A 15,437-nucleotide genomic window follows, 5' to 3' on the forward strand; every position below is an offset into this window, starting at 1 on the left:
CCGCCGCCCCGCCGCCCGCCCACCCCGGGCCTGTGACCGCCGCCGCGCGCCTGGACGAGCGTTCCCCCGGCGGCAGTCACCCCGGCCGGCCGGTCGCGACCCCGGTTCCCGTGGTGTCGCCGACCGGCTCCTCATCAGGTTCGATGTGCCGTGTCCACGCTATGGAGGTTTCCGGCCGCGGCGGAATCGGCCGTCCCACCCCGCCACCCCCTCGCGTTGGGGGTGCGGTTCGGACCGATCCGGCTACCCCACTGGGGTACGGGGAAGGTGTGCGGCCAGGAATCGGCCGGCCTGGCTGTCCCGGTCGACCCGGTTGTAGATCCCGACCCACGACTGCGGGCGGCGGTTCAGGTCGGGCGCCTCGCACGTCTGCCGGTCGGCTGCCCCGGCCGTGACGGTCTGCAGTTCCAGAGCGCCATCACGCCGTACGAACATGGGCCCGCCGCTGTCACCCTGTGACGAACCACCATGGACGGAGGTCACGAAGCTCATCTCGCGGTCGGGGAACACGCACGGCCCGTTGTTGACCGCGGCCAGGCTGGTGACCCGCACCCGGCCCGCGTGCTGGGCCGGCCGCCCGGCGAACCCGTACACCTCGGCCGTGGCGCCGGTCGGCAACGCGCGGGCCGCGATCCGGGCCGGCTCGACGGTGGTGACCGGCTCGGCCAGTTCGAGCAGCGCGATGTCGTTGGCCAGGCTCTGACTGTCGTAACCGTCCATGCGCCACACCGCGGCGACGGCCCACCGCGTGTCGTCCGGCGCCGCGGGCCGCACGACCATGTCCTGGGCCCGGTAGCCCCGGCCGGGCCGGCGGTGCTGGTTCGTGCAGTGCTGGGCCGTGACCACCCACCGGGGCGCGACCAGCGTGCCCGTGCAGGCGAGCCCGCCGTCGAGAAAGCCCCGATCCGCCTCGACCCGCACCACGGCCGCGATCCCCGCCTCGGTGGTGGCCATGGCCTGGGCCCCGACCAGTGCCGAGGCCTGTCCGGTGATCGCCCACGCGACGAACGCGGCCAGGCCTACCGAGGCGATCCGCCGCCATTTGTGCGTGTTCACCACCCGGGCCCCCTCGTCGCGTTCCGCCGTGACGCCCTCACGCTACGAACAGCACGCCACTCCGCGGAATCCCCCGACCCACCGCGCCTCGCCCGCCGATCCGCCTACCTCAAAAGTGGAACCCAGTCCCGCACAGCCGCGTAGTCCGTCTTTCCCAGCCCGGAACCCGCGTCGACCCGCCGCAACAGCGCCGGCGCCGGATACTGGCCGGCCACCCACCATTGGTCGACGTCACTGATCTCGTCGTCGAGCCAGGCGAACGGCCGCCCGCCGGCCCACCGCATCAGGGCCGTCGTCTTCCAGTGCAGGCCGCGGACGGGCACGTCCGGCCACGCGACGACCGGCAGCTCGGGCAGACCGAGCCGGGGCGCGAGCTCCTCGTTGGCCGCATCGTTCCAAGTCGTGGCCCAGACGAGCTCGCAGCCGAGGGCGAGCAGGCGGGCGCCGTCGGCCGGGTCGAGCCGGGCCGGCAGCGGATTGGCCGAGCCGGCGCCGGCCCTCCCCCGGTCGCGGAACGGGAGCAATGTCCCGTCCACGTCGAGGAACAGCAGCGGCGCCGGCACGGTCGAGAAACTACTGGAACAGCTTGGCCGCGGTGATCACGGTCTGGACGATGCCGTAGCCGAGCAGGACGGCCACCAGCAGCCAGGACAACACCAGACGGGCGCTCATGCCGCGGCCTCCTTCTCGAGCGGCTTGGCCGGCTCGTGGTAATGCTCCGGCACGGGCCGGATCAGCAGGTTGGCCACGAAGCCGATGACCAGGACGCCGACCATCGTGAACAGGGCCGGTTGATAGGCCGAACTGGTCAGCGTGCCCGGCTTGCCCTCGGCGTCCAGGAAGCCGTTGATGATCAGCGGGCCGGCCACGCCCGCGGCCGACCAGGCGGTCAGCAGCCGGCCGTGGATGGCCCCGACCTGGTACGTGCCGAACAGGTCGCGCAGGTAGGCCGGGACCGTGGCGAAACCGCCGCCGTAGAACGACAGGATAACGCCCGCCAGGATGACGAACAGCCAGGTCGCGGCGTCGCCGACGGTGGCCAGCAGCAGGTAGAGGACGACGCCGACGCCGAGGTAGACCATGTAGATGGGCTTGCGGCCGATCACGTCCGAAGTCGACGACCAGGCGAACCGGCCGGCCATGTTGAACAGCGACAGCACGCCCACGAACCCACCGGCCGCGGCGACCGCGACGGTGGAGACGCCGTCCGTCCGGAAGAAGTCCTGGATCATCGGGCTGGCCTGCTCGAGGATGCCGATGCCGGCCGTCACGTTGCAGAACAGCACGACCCACAGCAGCCAGAACGAGCGGGTCCGGATCGCGTTGGCGGCCGACACGCTGGCCGTGGTGACCAGCGGCTTGGCCTTGACCGAGGCCGGGTCCCAGCCGTCGGGCCGCCAGTCGTCGGCCGGCACCCGCATGTTGGCCACGCCGAACATCATGATGACGAAGTACGCGATGCCCAGGGTCAGGAACAGCGCCACCAGCGACCCGCCCGAGGCGACCGAGGTGGCCACGTTCGGGTCGTACGAGTCGTCGTAGAACGAGAGCAGCTGACGCGAGAGCGGGCTGGCGATCAGCGCGCCGCCGCCGAAGCCCATGATGGCCAGGCCGGTGGCCAGACCGGGCCTGTCCGGGAACCACTTGATCAGGGTCGACACCGGCGAGATGTAGCCGATGCCGAGGCCGATGCCGCCCAGCACGCCGTAGCCGAGGTAGACCAGCCACAACTGGCTCGTGCTGATGCCGAGCGCGCTGACCAGGAAGCCCACGGCCCAGAAGCTGGCCGACACGAACATGGCTTTGCGCGGCCCGTTGCGCTCGACCCAGGTGCCGCCGACCGCGGCCGACAGGCCCAGCATCACGATCGCGATGCTGAAGATGATGCCGATGGCGGTCTGGCTGGCGTCGAAGTGCGAGACGAACGAGTTCTTGTAGACGCTGGTCGCATAGACCTGGCCGATACACAGGTGCACCGACAGGGCGGCCGGCGGGATCAGCCAGCGGCTGAAGCCGGGCGGCGCCACGGAATGTTCGCGGTCGAGCCTGGTGAGCAGGGACAAGGTAGCGCCTCCCAACCCCGGTGGAGGGTATCGATCCTCATGATCGACCCTCCCGCCCGGGGCGGCAAGCGGGGGGCTATCGGCGGGTGTTGTCCACGATTGCCTCAATGATCCCGGCCCATAGCGGTTCGGGCATGTCGTGACCCATCCCGGGGATGGTGACGAGCCGGGCCTCGGGCACGGCGGCCGCGGTCGCCCGGCCCCCGCTCACGTTGATCAGCGGGTCGTCCTCGCCGTGGATGACCAGCGTCGGCGTCTTGACCTGCCGCAGAGCGGCCGTGCGGTCGGGTGAGGCGACGATGGCGGCGTACTGGCGCTGGCCCCCGGCCGGGCGGAAGCTGCGCTCGTACTTGGCCGTGGCCCGCCGCCGGATCTCGGCCTCGGGCGCCGGATAGCCGGGCGAGCCGATCACCCGCGACGACGCGATCGATCCGGCGATGATCTCGTCGCGCGTGGTCGCGGGCGGCCTCATGAGGGCGGCCGCGGCCTCGGGCGTGGCGTGGCCGACCGTACGGTCGCCGGTCATCGACATGATCGAGCAGAGGCTGGCCACCAGGTCGGGGTGGTCGATGGTGAGCTGCTGGGCGATCATGCCGCCCATCGAGACGCCGACCACGTGCACCGGCTCCAGGCCGAGCTCCTTGATCAGGCCGGCCGCGTCGGCGGCCATGTCGCTGAGCAAATACGGCACGGTGGCCGGGTCGCCGCCGAAGATCGCGGCGAGGTCGGGCGCGGGCAGGTCGTCGAACGCGGTCGACAGCCCGGCGTCCCGGTTGTCAAAGGTGATCACGTGGAAGCCCTGCTGGGCCAGCGCGACGACGAACCGCTCGGGCCAGTCGATCAGCTGCGCCCCCAGCCCCATGATCAGCAACAGGGGCGGCCGGGCCGGGTCCCCCGTAGTCTCGTACCTCAGATCGATCCCGTTGGCCCGCAGATCCGGCACCGTGGCTCCCCTTCCTCGCGCCTTCGCGACCAGCATGCCGCATCGCCCGGGCGCGGACATCGGTGGAACCACCTGTTTCAGCACTGGCTTATATAAGAGCCAGCTGATAGCGTACGGCTGTGCATGCGTTCGATGTGCTCGGGGATCCCGTGCGGCGGCGGATCCTGGAGCTTCTCGCCGAGGGTGAGCAGAGCTCCGGGGCCGTCACCGACGTGATCCGGGCCGAGTTCGGGATCTCGCAACCGGCCGTGTCGCAACACCTGCGTGTGCTGCGCGACAACGGCTTCGCCACCGTGCGCCCGCAGGGTGCCCGCCGCCTCTACGCGGTCGACGACACCGCGCTGCGTGAGGCCGACGCCTGGCTGGCCAAGTTTCGCCGGTTCTGGGCACCCCGCCTGGCCGCCCTGGAGACCGAGGTGGCCCGGGGCAAACGACAGCGACGCCTACAACAAGACGAGGGGAAACACCGTGATTGACGTCAACACCCAGATCAGCCAGGTCCGCCGGCAACAGGGCCGCCGCACGCTCGAGGCGGGCGAGGCCCGGGTCCAGACGATCAGCCAGGTCTACCGGACCGACATCGAGGACCTGTGGGACGTGGTGACCAACCCCGAGCGCATCAGCCGCTGGTTCCTGCCGGTCGAGGGCGAACTCAAAGAGGGCGGCAAGTACCAGCTCACCGGCAACGCCGGCGGCACGGTCACCCGCTGCGACCGCCCCAGCGGCTACTCCGCGACGTGGGAGTTCGCGGGCCAGGTGAGCTGGATCGAGGTGCGGCTGACGCCCGAGGGCGACACCACCCGCTTCGAGCTCGAGCACGTGGCCCACGTGGCCGACGAGTGGTGGGACCAGTTCGGCCCCGGCGCCACCGGCGTGGGCTGGGACGGCGGTTTCCTGGGGCTGGCCAATTACCTGGCCGACCCGTCGAAGGCCCCCGACCCGAAAGCGATGGAGACCTGGCACGAGACCCCCGAGGGCAAGTCGTTCTACCGCCAGTCCAGCGACGCCTGGGTCGAGGCCTCGATCGCCGACGGCACCGACCCGGCGGCCGCGAAGGCCGCCGGGGAGCGCACGTTCGCCTTCTACACCGGTCAGGAAGCCCCGAACTGATCTCCGCCGGATACTTGGGGGCATGACGCTGCTCTCGGCCCGCGCCGGCCACTGGACCTCCGACGGCACCGGAGTCACCGTGATCCTGCCGCCACCGGGCACGGTCGGCTCGGGCGAGATCCGCGGCGGCGCCCCCGCCACCCGCGAGTTCGCGCTGCTCGAGCCGACGCGCCTGGTCGACCGGGTGGACGCGGTGGTGCTGTCCGGCGGTTCCGCCTTCGGCCTGGCCGCGGGCGACGGTGTGATGTCGCTGCTGCGCGCCCAGGGACTGGGCCTGCCGACCCCGGCCGGCCCGGTCCCGATCGTCGTGGGCCTGTCGCTGTTCGATGCATCGGTGGCCGCGCTGAACCGGCCCGACTTCGCCGGGGGTGGCCGCCGGGCCGCCCAGGCCGCCCTCGACGGCGTCCCCTTCGAGACCACGGGCCGGGTCGGCGCCGGCACCGGAGCCACCACGGGCAAGTGGCGCGAACGACTCGACCCCAGCGGCCTCGGGTACGCGTCCGGCCGGGCCGGAGCGGCCTCGGTGGTGGCGCTGGCCGCGGTCAACGCGTGGGGCGACGTCATCGGCCCCGATGGCCCCCCGACCGGCGTGACCCCGGCCGCCGCCCCCTTCCCCACCGTCAACACGACGATCGCGGTGGTGCTGACCGACGCCAAGCTCGACAAGACCGCCTGCCACTGGCTGGCCCGGAGCGCCCACACCGGCTTCGCCCGCGCCCTGCACCCCGCCCACACCCGCTACGACGGCGACGCGGTGGTCGCCCTGGCCACCGGCGAGCTCGACGAAACGGTCGACCTGGAGCACCTGCGGGCGGTGACGTCGGAGGTGATGGCCGCGGCCATCCGGTCGTCCGTGCCCTGAGTCGCTACCGTTGGTGGGGTGTTCCTCATCTTCGGCTTCCGCAGCAAAGACACGATCGTCGGCCACCAGGTAGCCCGCTGCGAGGTGTGCGGCGCGACGGCGGCTCAGACCCTGGTCCGGCGTACGACCAAGTTCAGCCTGTTCTTCGTGCCGTTGTTCCCGGTGCGGGCCGCCCGCCACTTCGTGACCTGCACCAACTGCGGCCGCACCCGCCAGGCGGCCCGCTCGGAACTGGTCGCGGCCTGAGGCCCGATGAATCTGCCCGTCCATCGGCATGATCGACTGATGCCGTGACGCCACCCGAGTTGCCGGCCCGCGTGGCCGGCCACCTGCAGCCCGGCGAGAGCCTGACCGCCGCCATCTGGGTCAGCCGCCCCACCGCCCCCGTCTCCGGCAGCGAGATGTCACCCTGGCGGCTGCGCCGGAAAGCTCCCGAGGCCCCGCGCGGGTTGAACGGGCGCCCGCAGAGCCGCGCCGTCACCCTCGACGACCACATCCGCACAGTGAACGACCCACGGGTGCTGGCCCGCACCGACCGCCGCCTGCTGTTGCTGGCCCGGGGCACGGGGTCGTGGCGCGACCTGCTCCCCCGCCGGGGCAGCGGCGAGGCGCCGCTGCACCTGCGCTGGGAGTGCCCCGCCGCCGACCTGGCCAAGACCACCGAACAGGCCGGCCGCCTGCTGCTGACATTCACGGACGGCTCCAGCATCACCGTGCTGACCCCGGCCGCAGCGGTCCGGCCCTTCCTCCAAGCCTGACTCCAGGGGCCGCACACCCACGGCTCGCTCGGGCACTGCTCGGTCGTCTGCTGCCGGTCGGCCTGCCCCCAACATCCGCGGACGCTGCTGAAACGCTCCCGCCCGCCTGGCCGCTCGATGGGCCGCCGGCCCGGCAGTGACCCCGACGTCCACCTACCCTCGTCGGCATCCTTTGTCACCGGAGGTAAGCAGGGGTCCTAAGGTCGCGGGGTGAACGTTTACGCCGCGTTGATGAGCAACGGCAGCGGTGACGAGTACTCCATCGTCTTCTCCGAGGTGGGCGTGTTCATCCGCGTCTTCGATCACGAGTCCGAGATGACGCCGTACGCCGACAACGATCACGAGCTGTGGCCCGGTCTGCTCGACGGCCTCCCACCGCAGTTCCTGCCGTACGTGAGCGAGCCCGCGTTCTGCAACGAGGGCGTGCTGGACGCTACCGCGGCGCTGTGGCGACGTATCGATGACGACCGCTGGCACGTCGGCCGAGGCATCACGTTCCCGCCGTCCCGAGGCTCGTACGACACCAGTCCCGATGGCGCTGAACGGCTCGCCATCCTGGCCGACGACACTGTCGATCGCTACGTCGATTTCGCCCGGGGCTACCACGAGATCGAAGTGGACCGGTCCGCAGTGGCGCACGTCGTGGCCATGCGCCCGCTCACCGAAGCCGTGGTGCAGGCACTCGACTCCGACGCCGCCCTCACCGACGTCGGCGACGCTGTCACCGGGATCGGGTACCCGATCAGCCGGCACACCTGACGAGACAACAGCGGAACACACGCGTTGCCGCGCCTTATGACGCGGCCGCGTCGGGGAGCGCCCACCGGGCGGGCGGACGCTCCCCGCTGACCGGCCTTGGTCAGCAGGGCACTTTGACGCTGCCCGAGAAGGGGACGGTGCGGTCCGGCGACGGGCCGATGCGGTAGCTGAAGGTGACCTTCTTGCTGACGATCCCGCAGTTGTCGGTGTGCGTGTTGTCCTCGATGTAGACCGATGCCCCGTCCCGGCCGACCGTTGCCGTCCAAGCGGCGGCCAAGGCCAGCTGCTTCGCCAGCTTGCAGGTCGCCGCGGTGCCGGCCGTCTTGGCGCTGATCTCGCCGGAGTAGGCCGCGATCGAGGCCAGGCCGGCTCTGCCCTTGAACTTCTTCATTTTGTTGACCACTGCCGTGATACCGCAGGTGACCGAGCCGACGGTGGCTCCGTTGAGGAGATTCTGGACGATCTGCACGGTCTCGTCGCTGTTGTAGTAGCGGGCGGTCGCCGCCTGGGCCGGAGCGGCTACGGCTCCCGTCGCCACCACCGCCGCCGCAGCCGCGACTACAGCCAGTCTTGTGCGCATTCGGATCTCCCACGAGGTTGCGGATTCTGTGACGCCCAAACGGTAAATTCGTAGTGACTACGCGTGCCATCAACGGAAATGACGGACATTGTTGCCACGTTGACGGATCCCGAACGGGGTCGGCGGAACGACCGAGAGATCGTGCCGCGTTTCGTCGGACGGTCCAGCTGGTCAGGGTCTTTGCGTGATCCGGCGCCGGGTGCCGCGCCCGGTCGGCAGCGGGGTGGTGGCGAGGGCCGTCGCGAGCGTGGGCAGCCGGCGGGCCAGGAGGCGGCCAAGCTCCAACTGGCACCGGGCGCCGTGGTCCACCAACACGCCCACGCCCGGTGGAGGAAGTGCCTTCCGGGTACCGGCCGGGTCAGGAGATTCGGCGCAGGGTGCGGCGGCCGGCCAGGACGGCGGCGCCGGCCAGCAGCAGAGTGGTGGCGAGTGCCGTCGCCAGCATGGTCAGCAGCCGGGGCCAGGAGGCCAGGGGCAAGGCCGGCGGATCGAGGCCGGCCAGCGGCAGCGCCCACCCGGTCAGCCACCAGTCCAGGGTGGCCACGCCCAGGCCGGCCACCACCGCGGCCAGGACCAGCACCGGGTACGTCCACAGGGTGGCCTGGCGCAGGGCCGAGCGGGTCAGGCCCTGGCTCCGCAGGGCCGACAGGTCTTCCACGCGGCGGTTGCGGTCGACGGAGGCGGCCAGGACCAGCGCGCCGGCGGCCAGGGCGGTGGCCAGGGCGGCCACGATCACGTAGAACCACAGGGCGATCGCCGGGCCCTGTTCGTCCAGGCGTTTCTGCACGTCGGAGGCGCGGAGGTCGGCCGTCACGGTGACGCCGTGGGTGGTCAGGGCGGCGACCACGTCGTCGGGGGCCTGGTCGTTCAGCCAGACCATCGAGCCGCTGGTGGCGCCGCCGTCGGTGGAGAGGCGGTCGGCGTAGTCGAGGTCGGTCAGGACGGCCGGGGAGCCCGCGCCGGGGATGACCGGCAGTGACGTTCTTACGTCGACCCGGGTTGCTCTCGCGTCCAGGTTGTCCACCGTGGGCAGGGCGGTGACGCCGGAGACGGCCACCGGCAGGGGGTAGGGGGCGGTCGCGGGGTGCACGAACATGCCGTCGGGCAGGCCGTTCAGGGACGTCACCTCGATCTCGAGGCCGCCCTTGGCCCCGGCGCCGATCTGGCCGCCCTCGGAGGCGCGCCACGGGGCCGGGTCGTTGAGGACGTCGGACGGGACGTCGTTGATGCTGTGCACGGTCAGGACGCCGGACACGTCGAGGGTGCCCTGGCCGCCGGCGATCCGCAGCGAGTTCAAGGTGCAGCCCTTTACACAAGCGTCTACGTTCTGCGCGTACGTGTGCCGGCCGTTGCGCAGCACGCCGAGCTCGGCCAGCGCGTCGTTGCCGCCGTCGCGCGGGGACAGCACCGCGGTCACGGCGACCGACTTGCCCAGCGGGAACTGGGCGCTGATGTCGAACTCGACCTGCGCGCCGTCCACGTCGACCGGGGGCGCGGCCGCCGGGTGCAGCAGCTTCACGACCTGCGGGGCGGTGGGGCCGCCGGACGGCCATGCGGCCACCATGTCGAGGCGGGTGGTGTCGACGGCGACGACCGCGGGCGCGCCGGGGTCGGACGGCAGCTTCACGGCCGCCATCGCGAACGTGCCCTGCGGGTCGACGGCCCGCACGGCCGCGAGCAGGTTCTGCCGGCCGGTGGGGCCCAGCTGCAGCACCCGGGGGGCGCCCGTGCCGAGGACCGCCTGATCGCTGCGGCCGCCGGCCGCCACGTCGACGGCCGCGGCGGCGTACCCGATGACCGCCACCGCCGCGGTGAGCAGCGCGAACAGTCGCACCGCGCCGGGCCGCCGGGACAGTTGCAGACCGGCCAGGGCGACGCCGAGGCGCCCGCGGCTCAGCGCGCGCCGGGCCAGGACCGTCACCAGCGGCAGCAGCAGGCGCGCCGCGACCAGCGACCCGGCCAGCAGCACGAGCGCGGCCGCGAACGTGCCGACGCCGCGCGGCGTCGAGCTGAGCTGCACGACCGCCACCGCGGCCAGGGCCACGACGACAAGTTCGGCGGCGACGGCCCGGGCGCTGTGGGGCACGGCGGGCGCGCGGCGCAGCAGTTCGGCGACCGGGGTGGCGATCTGGCGGCGTTCGGCCAGCAGTGCGGTCAGCACGGCCGCGCCGGCCGCGACCGGGGCCCAGCGCAGCGATTCGAGGCCGGGGTCGGCCCCCACACCGGGGAAGCGGTAGGCCGCGAACGCGTTGACCAGCAGCTGCCCGGCCAGACAGCCGAGGATCGCGCCGATCAGGATCGCCACCACGTTCTCGCCCGTGGCCAGCCACCAGCGCTGTCCCCAGCGGGCGCCGCGCAGGGCCACCACGGCGAGTTCGGGTCGGCGGCCCTCGGTGCCGTAGCCGACGGCCAGGAAGATGGTCAGGCAGGCCAGCAGCACCAGCGCCACGGCCAGCACGGGCACGATCCGGTGGCCGGCGTCACGACCCGAGTCGATCCGGGCCAGCAGGTCGGGCAGCTGACTGTGCAGCTCGACCCCGCCCTGGAACGCGGTCACTCCGGCCTGAACTTCGGACAGACCTTCGCGTACGGCGGGAAGGTTGTCGACGGCGAGGGCGCCCGGCTGTGGGAAGGCGTCGAGGCCGGTGTCCACGGCCCCGCGGTCCGTGCTGTGCATGGTGGCGCTGGTGACGAACAGCGGCAGGTTGGCGCCCGCCGGCAGATCCGAACCGGCGTTGAAGAAGCCGCGCGATCCCCAATAGACGTTCCCGGGGTCGGGCACCCGGTAGAGACCGGCGACCAGCAGCCGCTGGGCCCGGCCGTTCTCGGCGTAGAACGCCGGCCCGCCGCGCGGGATGATCCGGATCGCGTACGACAGCTCGATGGTGTCGCCGGCCTTGATCTCGAGCCGTTGGCCGACCGCCTCGGGCAGCACGATGTCGGAGCTCCCGATCAGGCAGCGCCCGGAGACCATCTCGAGGTGGTCGCACACGTCCTGCCGATAGGCGAACCGGCTGGCGTACGCGATGGTCGGCTCGATGCCCATGGCCGGGAACTCCATGGAGTAGACGTAGTCGAAGCGCGGCAGGCCGCTCAGGGCCGAGCCGCTGCGCTCGAGGTTGGGGCCGCTCGGCTCGGCGCCCGGTGTGTCCTGCCGGGCGTCCTTCTGGTACGCGCGGACGGCCACCGACAGCTCGTTCGGGGTGGCCGTCCCGACCTGTCCGGCCGCCACCGCCCGGTCGGCGGCCCGCAGGTAGGCCGGCGCGGCGACCGCGGCCGCCACCCCGAACAGCGCGAGCAGGGCCACCACCAGCGTCTGGCCGCGGCGGGCCCAGACCATGGCCAGCACCAGGGCGATCACGACAGCTCCCCGTTCAGGCGCCGCACCGACAGCCACGTGGTCAGGCCGAGCACGACCAGGCCGACCAGGGCCGCGATGCCCAGCGCGGCCGGTCCGAGCGCGCCCGGGGGCGGGATCACCTGCCAGCCGTCCGGGAACGGGGGCGCGGTGACGTCGGCGATCGGGCGGGCGGCCAGCGCCCCGGCCAGACCGCCGAGCAGCCCGGCCAGCGCCACCGCGCCGGCGCCGGCGTACGCCGTGGTCAGGGCCACCCGCCGGGGCAGCCCCTGGTGGCGCAGGGCGCGCAGGTGGTCGAGCTGGGGTTCGCGGTCGACGGCGGCGGCCACGGCGAGCAACCCGGCCGCGATCAGGGCGGCCAGCACGGCCGCGAACAGGCCGAACGGGGCGGTCACGACCGAGCTGTCGGCGGTCAGCTCGTCGACCCGGGCCTTGGCTGTGCGGTCGTCGAGCACGGGCAGGCCGATCGCGTCGACCACCGAGGACGGCGCGTCAGCGGTCAGCCACACCTGCAGGGTGCCGCCCTGGTCGCTGTCCCCGGCGACGCGGCGGGCGGCGTCGAGGTCGGTCAGCACAGCGCCGGCGCCGAGCACCGGCAGCACCTCAGCGGCGGCGGCGACGCGTACGGGGGTGGCCACGTCCCCGAACCGGCCGAGCGCGGAGTCGTCGAAGAACCAGTTCGCGGGGGGCGGCCCGGCCGGCACGACGGGCAGCGGCAGCACCGAGTCGACCACCGAGGCCTTGGTGCCGCCGGCCTGGTCGGCCCTGAGGGTGAGACCGCCGGGACCGGTCGAGATGTGCACGGCCGGGGTGGTGAAATCGCCGCGCCAGCGGGTCACGTCGCCGAGCCCGGCCGTGTCGATCACGGTGGCCGACGGGTTCTGCTGGCTCAGTGAGCGGACGGTGAGCGAGCCCGCGTCCGAGCCCTCGGGCGTGAACAGCTCCCAGCCGACCAGGCGGCAACCGGGGGCGACGGCACAGGTCGGCACCGCGGCCGACACCGACTGGGCGCCGCGCCGGATGCCCTTGAACTCGATGCGTACGCCCTGACCCGTGCCCTCGTGCTGCAGGATCGCGCCGAGCAGGGTGGTCGTGCGGCGCTCGCTGGTCACGGCCACGGTCAGCCGGTTGCCGGTGATCAGCGGCAGCGCTTCGGGCGGCTTGCGCGTGCTCAGGGCGCCGATCGGCCCGTACTCGCCACGCCAGGTGGCCACGGCGGCGAGCCGGCTGCTGTCGACGGCCAGCACGGGTGGGGTGCCGCCGGTGTCCACGACGACCGCCATCGCGTAGCGACCGTCGGGGTCGGCCCGGCGTACGGCATGCAGCAGTTGGGTGCGGGAGGCCGCCGACACGGTCAGCACACGGGCCGCGCCCAGCTCGACGTCGGCCCGCTCGATCCGCTCGGTGCGGCCCGCGGCGAACGTGCCAACGGTCAGGGCCAGCAGCGCGATCGCCACCACGATCAGGGCGAACACCCGGTCGGTGCCGGGCTGACGGGACACCCGGACGGCGGTCAGGCCAAGCCGGACCCGGCCGGCCCGCAACGCCACCGCGCCCACCCGGTCGGCCACCCGCCGCAGCACCCGGGCCAGCAGCAGCCCGACGGCCAGGGCGACCAGCGCGGGCGCGACCACGCCGAGACCGCTGCCGCCCGACCGGGCCTGGTAGACCGCCCCCGCGGCCAGCGCGATCAGGGCCAGGTCGACCACCCCGGACCGCCAGTCGCGCCGGGCCGACGGCACCCGTCGCAGCAGGGCCGCGACCGGCGCCCGCTGCTGCAACGCGTCCACCGCGAGCAGCACGAGCAGCGCGACACCGAGCGTGGCGATCACCAGGCCCAGCGACAGCAGGACGGCCACCCACAGCTCGACCCGCACCGGCAGGCCCCGGGCCAGCGGCCAGGCGATCAGGAAGCCGGCCAGCCACCCGGCCAGGCCACCGGCGGCCAGCGGCAACAGGTGCTGGCTCAGGGCCAGGCGCAGGATGCCGCGGGCGGTGCTGCCGCGCAGCTTGAGCAGGGCGGCGTCGGCCCGGCGGTCGCGGCCGGTGAAACGGCCCGCCAGCGCGATCGCGAACCAGCTCAGGACGGCGATCTGACCCAGGCCGACGGCGACGCCACCGGCCACGGCCAGCCTCTGTTCGCGGACCCGGTCGACCAGCTTGCCGGTCGGGGCGACCAGCTCGAGCTGCTGGGCCGCGAAGCGGGGGGCGGCCTGGTTGACCAGCCCGTTCAGATCGTACCCGCCGTCGCCGCGCAGCAGCGGGAGCGGCACCTCGACGTCCCAGGCCCAGACGGGCCGGGTCAGCCCCGGGTCGCGGAACGTGTCGAGCGAGGTGAACAGGGGGTCGAGCGAGCCCTGGGCCCGGAACAGCTTGTCGCTCCAGTACGGGCCGCCCGGCTCGACCAGCTGGTAGACGGCGGCCACGCGGAACGTCATCGGGTTGACCGTGGTGGCCGGTCGCACCCGGAACGAGTCGCCCGGCTTCAGCTTGAGCCGGGCCGCGGAGTCGGCGCTGATCGCGGCCTCGTCGGCGGCGGCCGGGCAGGCGCCGGTCAGCTCGACGTGGGCGCAGAACCCGTCGCGATAGGCGATCGGCAGGCCGGTCGACGCCCCGGTCGCCCCCGGATACACATAGCTCGCCTCGGCCACGGCGCCCATGACGGGCTTCGCGTCGGGCACGGGCAGCAGGCCGCGGGCGGTCGCCCCGAACCGGTCGAGGGCGCCGCGCGGGTCGGCCGTGCCCTCACCGGCCTGGCGTACGAGAATGACCCGTTCCTCGACCGGGGCCGAGGTCACCTCGTTGCCGGCCGAGCGCGACGAGACCGTGATGCCGTACCACGCGGCGCAGCCGGCCGCCGTCGCGAGCAGGGCCGCGAGCAGGCCGACCAGCAGAGCCGGGCCGGAGCGCCGGCGGACGGCGCCCAGGGCGATGTAGTACATCCGTTCCGTTCCCCCGTAATACTCGATCCACGGACACTCTGGTACCGCCGATCGCTTTTGCCAAGCCTCGTTTAGGTTGAGGTCCATGAGCGTACGTTTCGGGGTGTTCGTGCCCCAGGGCTGGAAGATGGACCTGGTCGAGATCGCCGACCCGGTCGAGCAGTACGAGGCGATGACCCAGGTGGCCCGGCTGGCCGACGCCGGCCCGTGGGATGCGATCTGGTTGTACGACCATTTCCACACTGTGCCCGAGCCCACCGACAATTCCGTGTTCGAGTGCTGGACGGCCACGTCCACGCTGGCCCGCGACACCAGCCGGGTCCGCATCGGTCAGATGGTCGGCTGCAACGGCTACCGCCAGCCCTCCCTCTACGCCAAGATCGCCTCCACGGTCGACGTGGCCAGCAACGGCCGGCTCATCGCCGGGCTCGGCGCCGGCTGGTACGAGCACGAGTGGAAGGCGTACGGCTACGAGTGGAAGGACGTGCCGCAGCGGATGAGCGAGTTCCGCGAGGCCGTGCAGGTCGTCCACAAGATGTGGACCGAGGACCGCCCGGTGTTCGAGGGCAAGCACTACCAGCTGAACGGCGCGATCAACCAGCCGCGGCGCAAGCCCCAGTTCTGGCTCGGCGGGGGCGGCGAGAAGATCACGCTGAAGCTGGTCGCCCAGTACGCCGACGGCTGCAACGTGGGCGGCGGAAACCCCGAGACCGTGGCCCACAAGCTGAACGTGCTGCGCGAGCACTGCGACACGCTGGGCCGCGACTACAGCGAGATCACCAAGTCGACGACCATCGAGATCGACCTGACCGAGTCGACCGCCGACACCATCGCCCGGGTCGAGAAGGTCGCCGAGGCCGGCGCCGACTACGTGATCTTCTACATTCCGCGGGTCGCCTACGACCACTCCCACCTGCTGCGACTGGCCGAGGACCTGGTCCCGCAGTTCCGCTGACGGGCTTCCCGGGGCTTTCCGGGGCTGGAAAAGCGTTCGTCTTTTCCAGCC

At 72.6% G+C, this 15,437-nt stretch carries 15 protein-coding genes; 7 read left to right on the forward strand and 8 right to left on the reverse strand.

All coding sequences use genetic code 11. The annotated features are described in order from the left end of the window. Positions 1-243: 243 nt before the first annotated feature. The 5 genes from M1L60_RS04105 to M1L60_RS04120 form a co-directional block, all read right to left on the reverse strand. Positions 244-1,059, reverse strand: a complete 816-nt coding sequence (locus M1L60_RS04105; RefSeq protein ID WP_253235899.1) for a trypsin-like serine protease — start codon at positions 1,057-1,059, stop codon at positions 244-246. Between the two features lie 101 nt (positions 1,060-1,160). After that, the gene (locus M1L60_RS04110) at positions 1,161-1,619 is read right to left on the reverse strand and encodes an HAD domain-containing protein (protein ID WP_253235900.1); all 459 of its coding nucleotides are present in this window, start codon (positions 1,617-1,619) and stop codon (positions 1,161-1,163) included. Between the two features lie 10 nt (positions 1,620-1,629). Next, positions 1,630-1,728: an MFS transporter small subunit gene (locus M1L60_RS48485; protein WP_438862066.1), complete on the reverse strand. Its 99-nt coding sequence runs from the start codon at positions 1,726-1,728 to the stop codon at positions 1,630-1,632. Continuing rightward, positions 1,725-3,113 carry an OFA family MFS transporter gene (locus M1L60_RS04115; protein ID WP_308208423.1) on the reverse strand — a complete coding sequence of 463 codons (1,389 nt, stop codon included), beginning with the start codon at positions 3,111-3,113 and terminating at the stop codon, positions 1,725-1,727. The genes M1L60_RS48485 and M1L60_RS04115 overlap by 4 nt, the downstream gene beginning before the upstream one ends. A gap of 82 nt (positions 3,114-3,195) precedes the next feature. Further along, on the reverse strand, positions 3,196-4,062 hold the full coding sequence (locus tag M1L60_RS04120; protein ID WP_253235902.1) for an alpha/beta fold hydrolase: 867 nt from the start codon (positions 4,060-4,062) through the stop codon (positions 3,196-3,198). A gap of 119 nt (positions 4,063-4,181) precedes the next feature. On the opposite strand from M1L60_RS04120, the gene M1L60_RS04125 reads away from it, so the two are divergent. The 6 genes from M1L60_RS04125 to M1L60_RS04150 all read left to right on the forward strand — a co-directional run bounded on the left by M1L60_RS04125 (position 4,182) and on the right by M1L60_RS04150 (position 7,551). Further along, positions 4,182-4,538 carry an ArsR/SmtB family transcription factor gene (locus tag M1L60_RS04125; protein WP_253235903.1) on the forward strand — a complete coding sequence of 119 codons (357 nt, stop codon included), beginning with the start codon at positions 4,182-4,184 and terminating at the stop codon, positions 4,536-4,538. Beyond that, a complete protein-coding gene (locus M1L60_RS04130; protein WP_253235904.1) occupies positions 4,531-5,172 on the forward strand; it encodes an SRPBCC family protein in 642 nt (213 codons plus the stop codon). The genes M1L60_RS04125 and M1L60_RS04130 overlap by 8 nt, the downstream gene beginning before the upstream one ends. Before the next feature lie 22 nt (positions 5,173-5,194). Then, a complete protein-coding gene (locus tag M1L60_RS04135) occupies positions 5,195-6,034 on the forward strand; it encodes a P1 family peptidase (protein WP_253235905.1) in 840 nt (279 codons plus the stop codon). An 18-nt stretch (positions 6,035-6,052) separates the two neighbouring features. Continuing rightward, positions 6,053-6,280: a zinc-ribbon domain-containing protein gene (locus M1L60_RS04140; protein ID WP_253235906.1), complete on the forward strand. Its 228-nt coding sequence runs from the start codon at positions 6,053-6,055 to the stop codon at positions 6,278-6,280. Positions 6,281-6,324: 44 nt separating this feature from the next. After that, entirely contained in the window at positions 6,325-6,792 is a 468-nt protein-coding gene (locus tag M1L60_RS04145; protein WP_253235907.1) for a hypothetical protein, read from the forward strand. A 210-nt stretch (positions 6,793-7,002) separates the two neighbouring features. After that, positions 7,003-7,551, forward strand: coding sequence for a hypothetical protein (locus M1L60_RS04150; RefSeq protein WP_253235908.1), 549 nt, complete (start codon positions 7,003-7,005; stop codon positions 7,549-7,551). A gap of 100 nt (positions 7,552-7,651) precedes the next feature. Here M1L60_RS04150 and M1L60_RS04155 read toward each other — a convergent pair whose 3' ends face one another. The 3 genes from M1L60_RS04155 to M1L60_RS04165 form a co-directional block, all read right to left on the reverse strand. Further along, positions 7,652-8,131 carry a hypothetical protein gene (locus M1L60_RS04155; RefSeq protein ID WP_253235909.1) on the reverse strand — a complete coding sequence of 160 codons (480 nt, stop codon included), beginning with the start codon at positions 8,129-8,131 and terminating at the stop codon, positions 7,652-7,654. A 358-nt stretch (positions 8,132-8,489) separates the two neighbouring features. Beyond that, positions 8,490-11,492 (reverse strand): FtsX-like permease family protein, encoded by a 3,003-nt coding sequence (locus M1L60_RS04160; protein ID WP_253235910.1) that lies wholly within the window; start codon positions 11,490-11,492, stop codon positions 8,490-8,492. Beyond that, positions 11,489-14,431 (reverse strand): FtsX-like permease family protein, encoded by a 2,943-nt coding sequence (locus M1L60_RS04165; protein WP_253235911.1) that lies wholly within the window; start codon positions 14,429-14,431, stop codon positions 11,489-11,491. The genes M1L60_RS04160 and M1L60_RS04165 overlap by 4 nt, the downstream gene beginning before the upstream one ends. A gap of 85 nt (positions 14,432-14,516) precedes the next feature. Here M1L60_RS04165 and M1L60_RS04170 point away from each other — a divergent pair, with 85 nt between their 5' ends. Then, entirely contained in the window at positions 14,517-15,386 is an 870-nt protein-coding gene (locus tag M1L60_RS04170; RefSeq protein WP_253235912.1) for an LLM class F420-dependent oxidoreductase, read from the forward strand. The last annotated feature ends 51 nt before the right edge of the window (positions 15,387-15,437 follow it).

The organism is Paractinoplanes aksuensis, from assembly GCF_024137025.1.
GTDB lineage: Bacteria > Actinomycetota > Actinomycetes > Mycobacteriales > Micromonosporaceae > Actinoplanes > Actinoplanes aksuensis.

Bases quoted from the DNA above. Each gene is read 5' to 3' on its own strand.
- M1L60_RS04170 (WP_253235912.1), top strand. From the start codon at position 14,517: ATGAGCGTACGTTTCGGGGTGTTCGTGCCCCAGGGCTGGAAGATGGAC.
- M1L60_RS04135 (WP_253235905.1), top strand. From the start codon at position 5,195: ATGACGCTGCTCTCGGCCCGCGCCGGCCACTGGACCTCCGACGGCACC.
- M1L60_RS04155 (WP_253235909.1), bottom strand. From the start codon at position 8,131: ATGCGCACAAGACTGGCTGTAGTCGCGGCTGCGGCGGCGGTGGTGGCG.
- M1L60_RS48485 (WP_438862066.1), bottom strand. From the start codon at position 1,728: ATGAGCGCCCGTCTGGTGTTGTCCTGGCTGCTGGTGGCCGTCCTGCTC.
- M1L60_RS04165 (WP_253235911.1), bottom strand. From the start codon at position 14,431: ATGTACTACATCGCCCTGGGCGCCGTCCGCCGGCGCTCCGGCCCGGCT.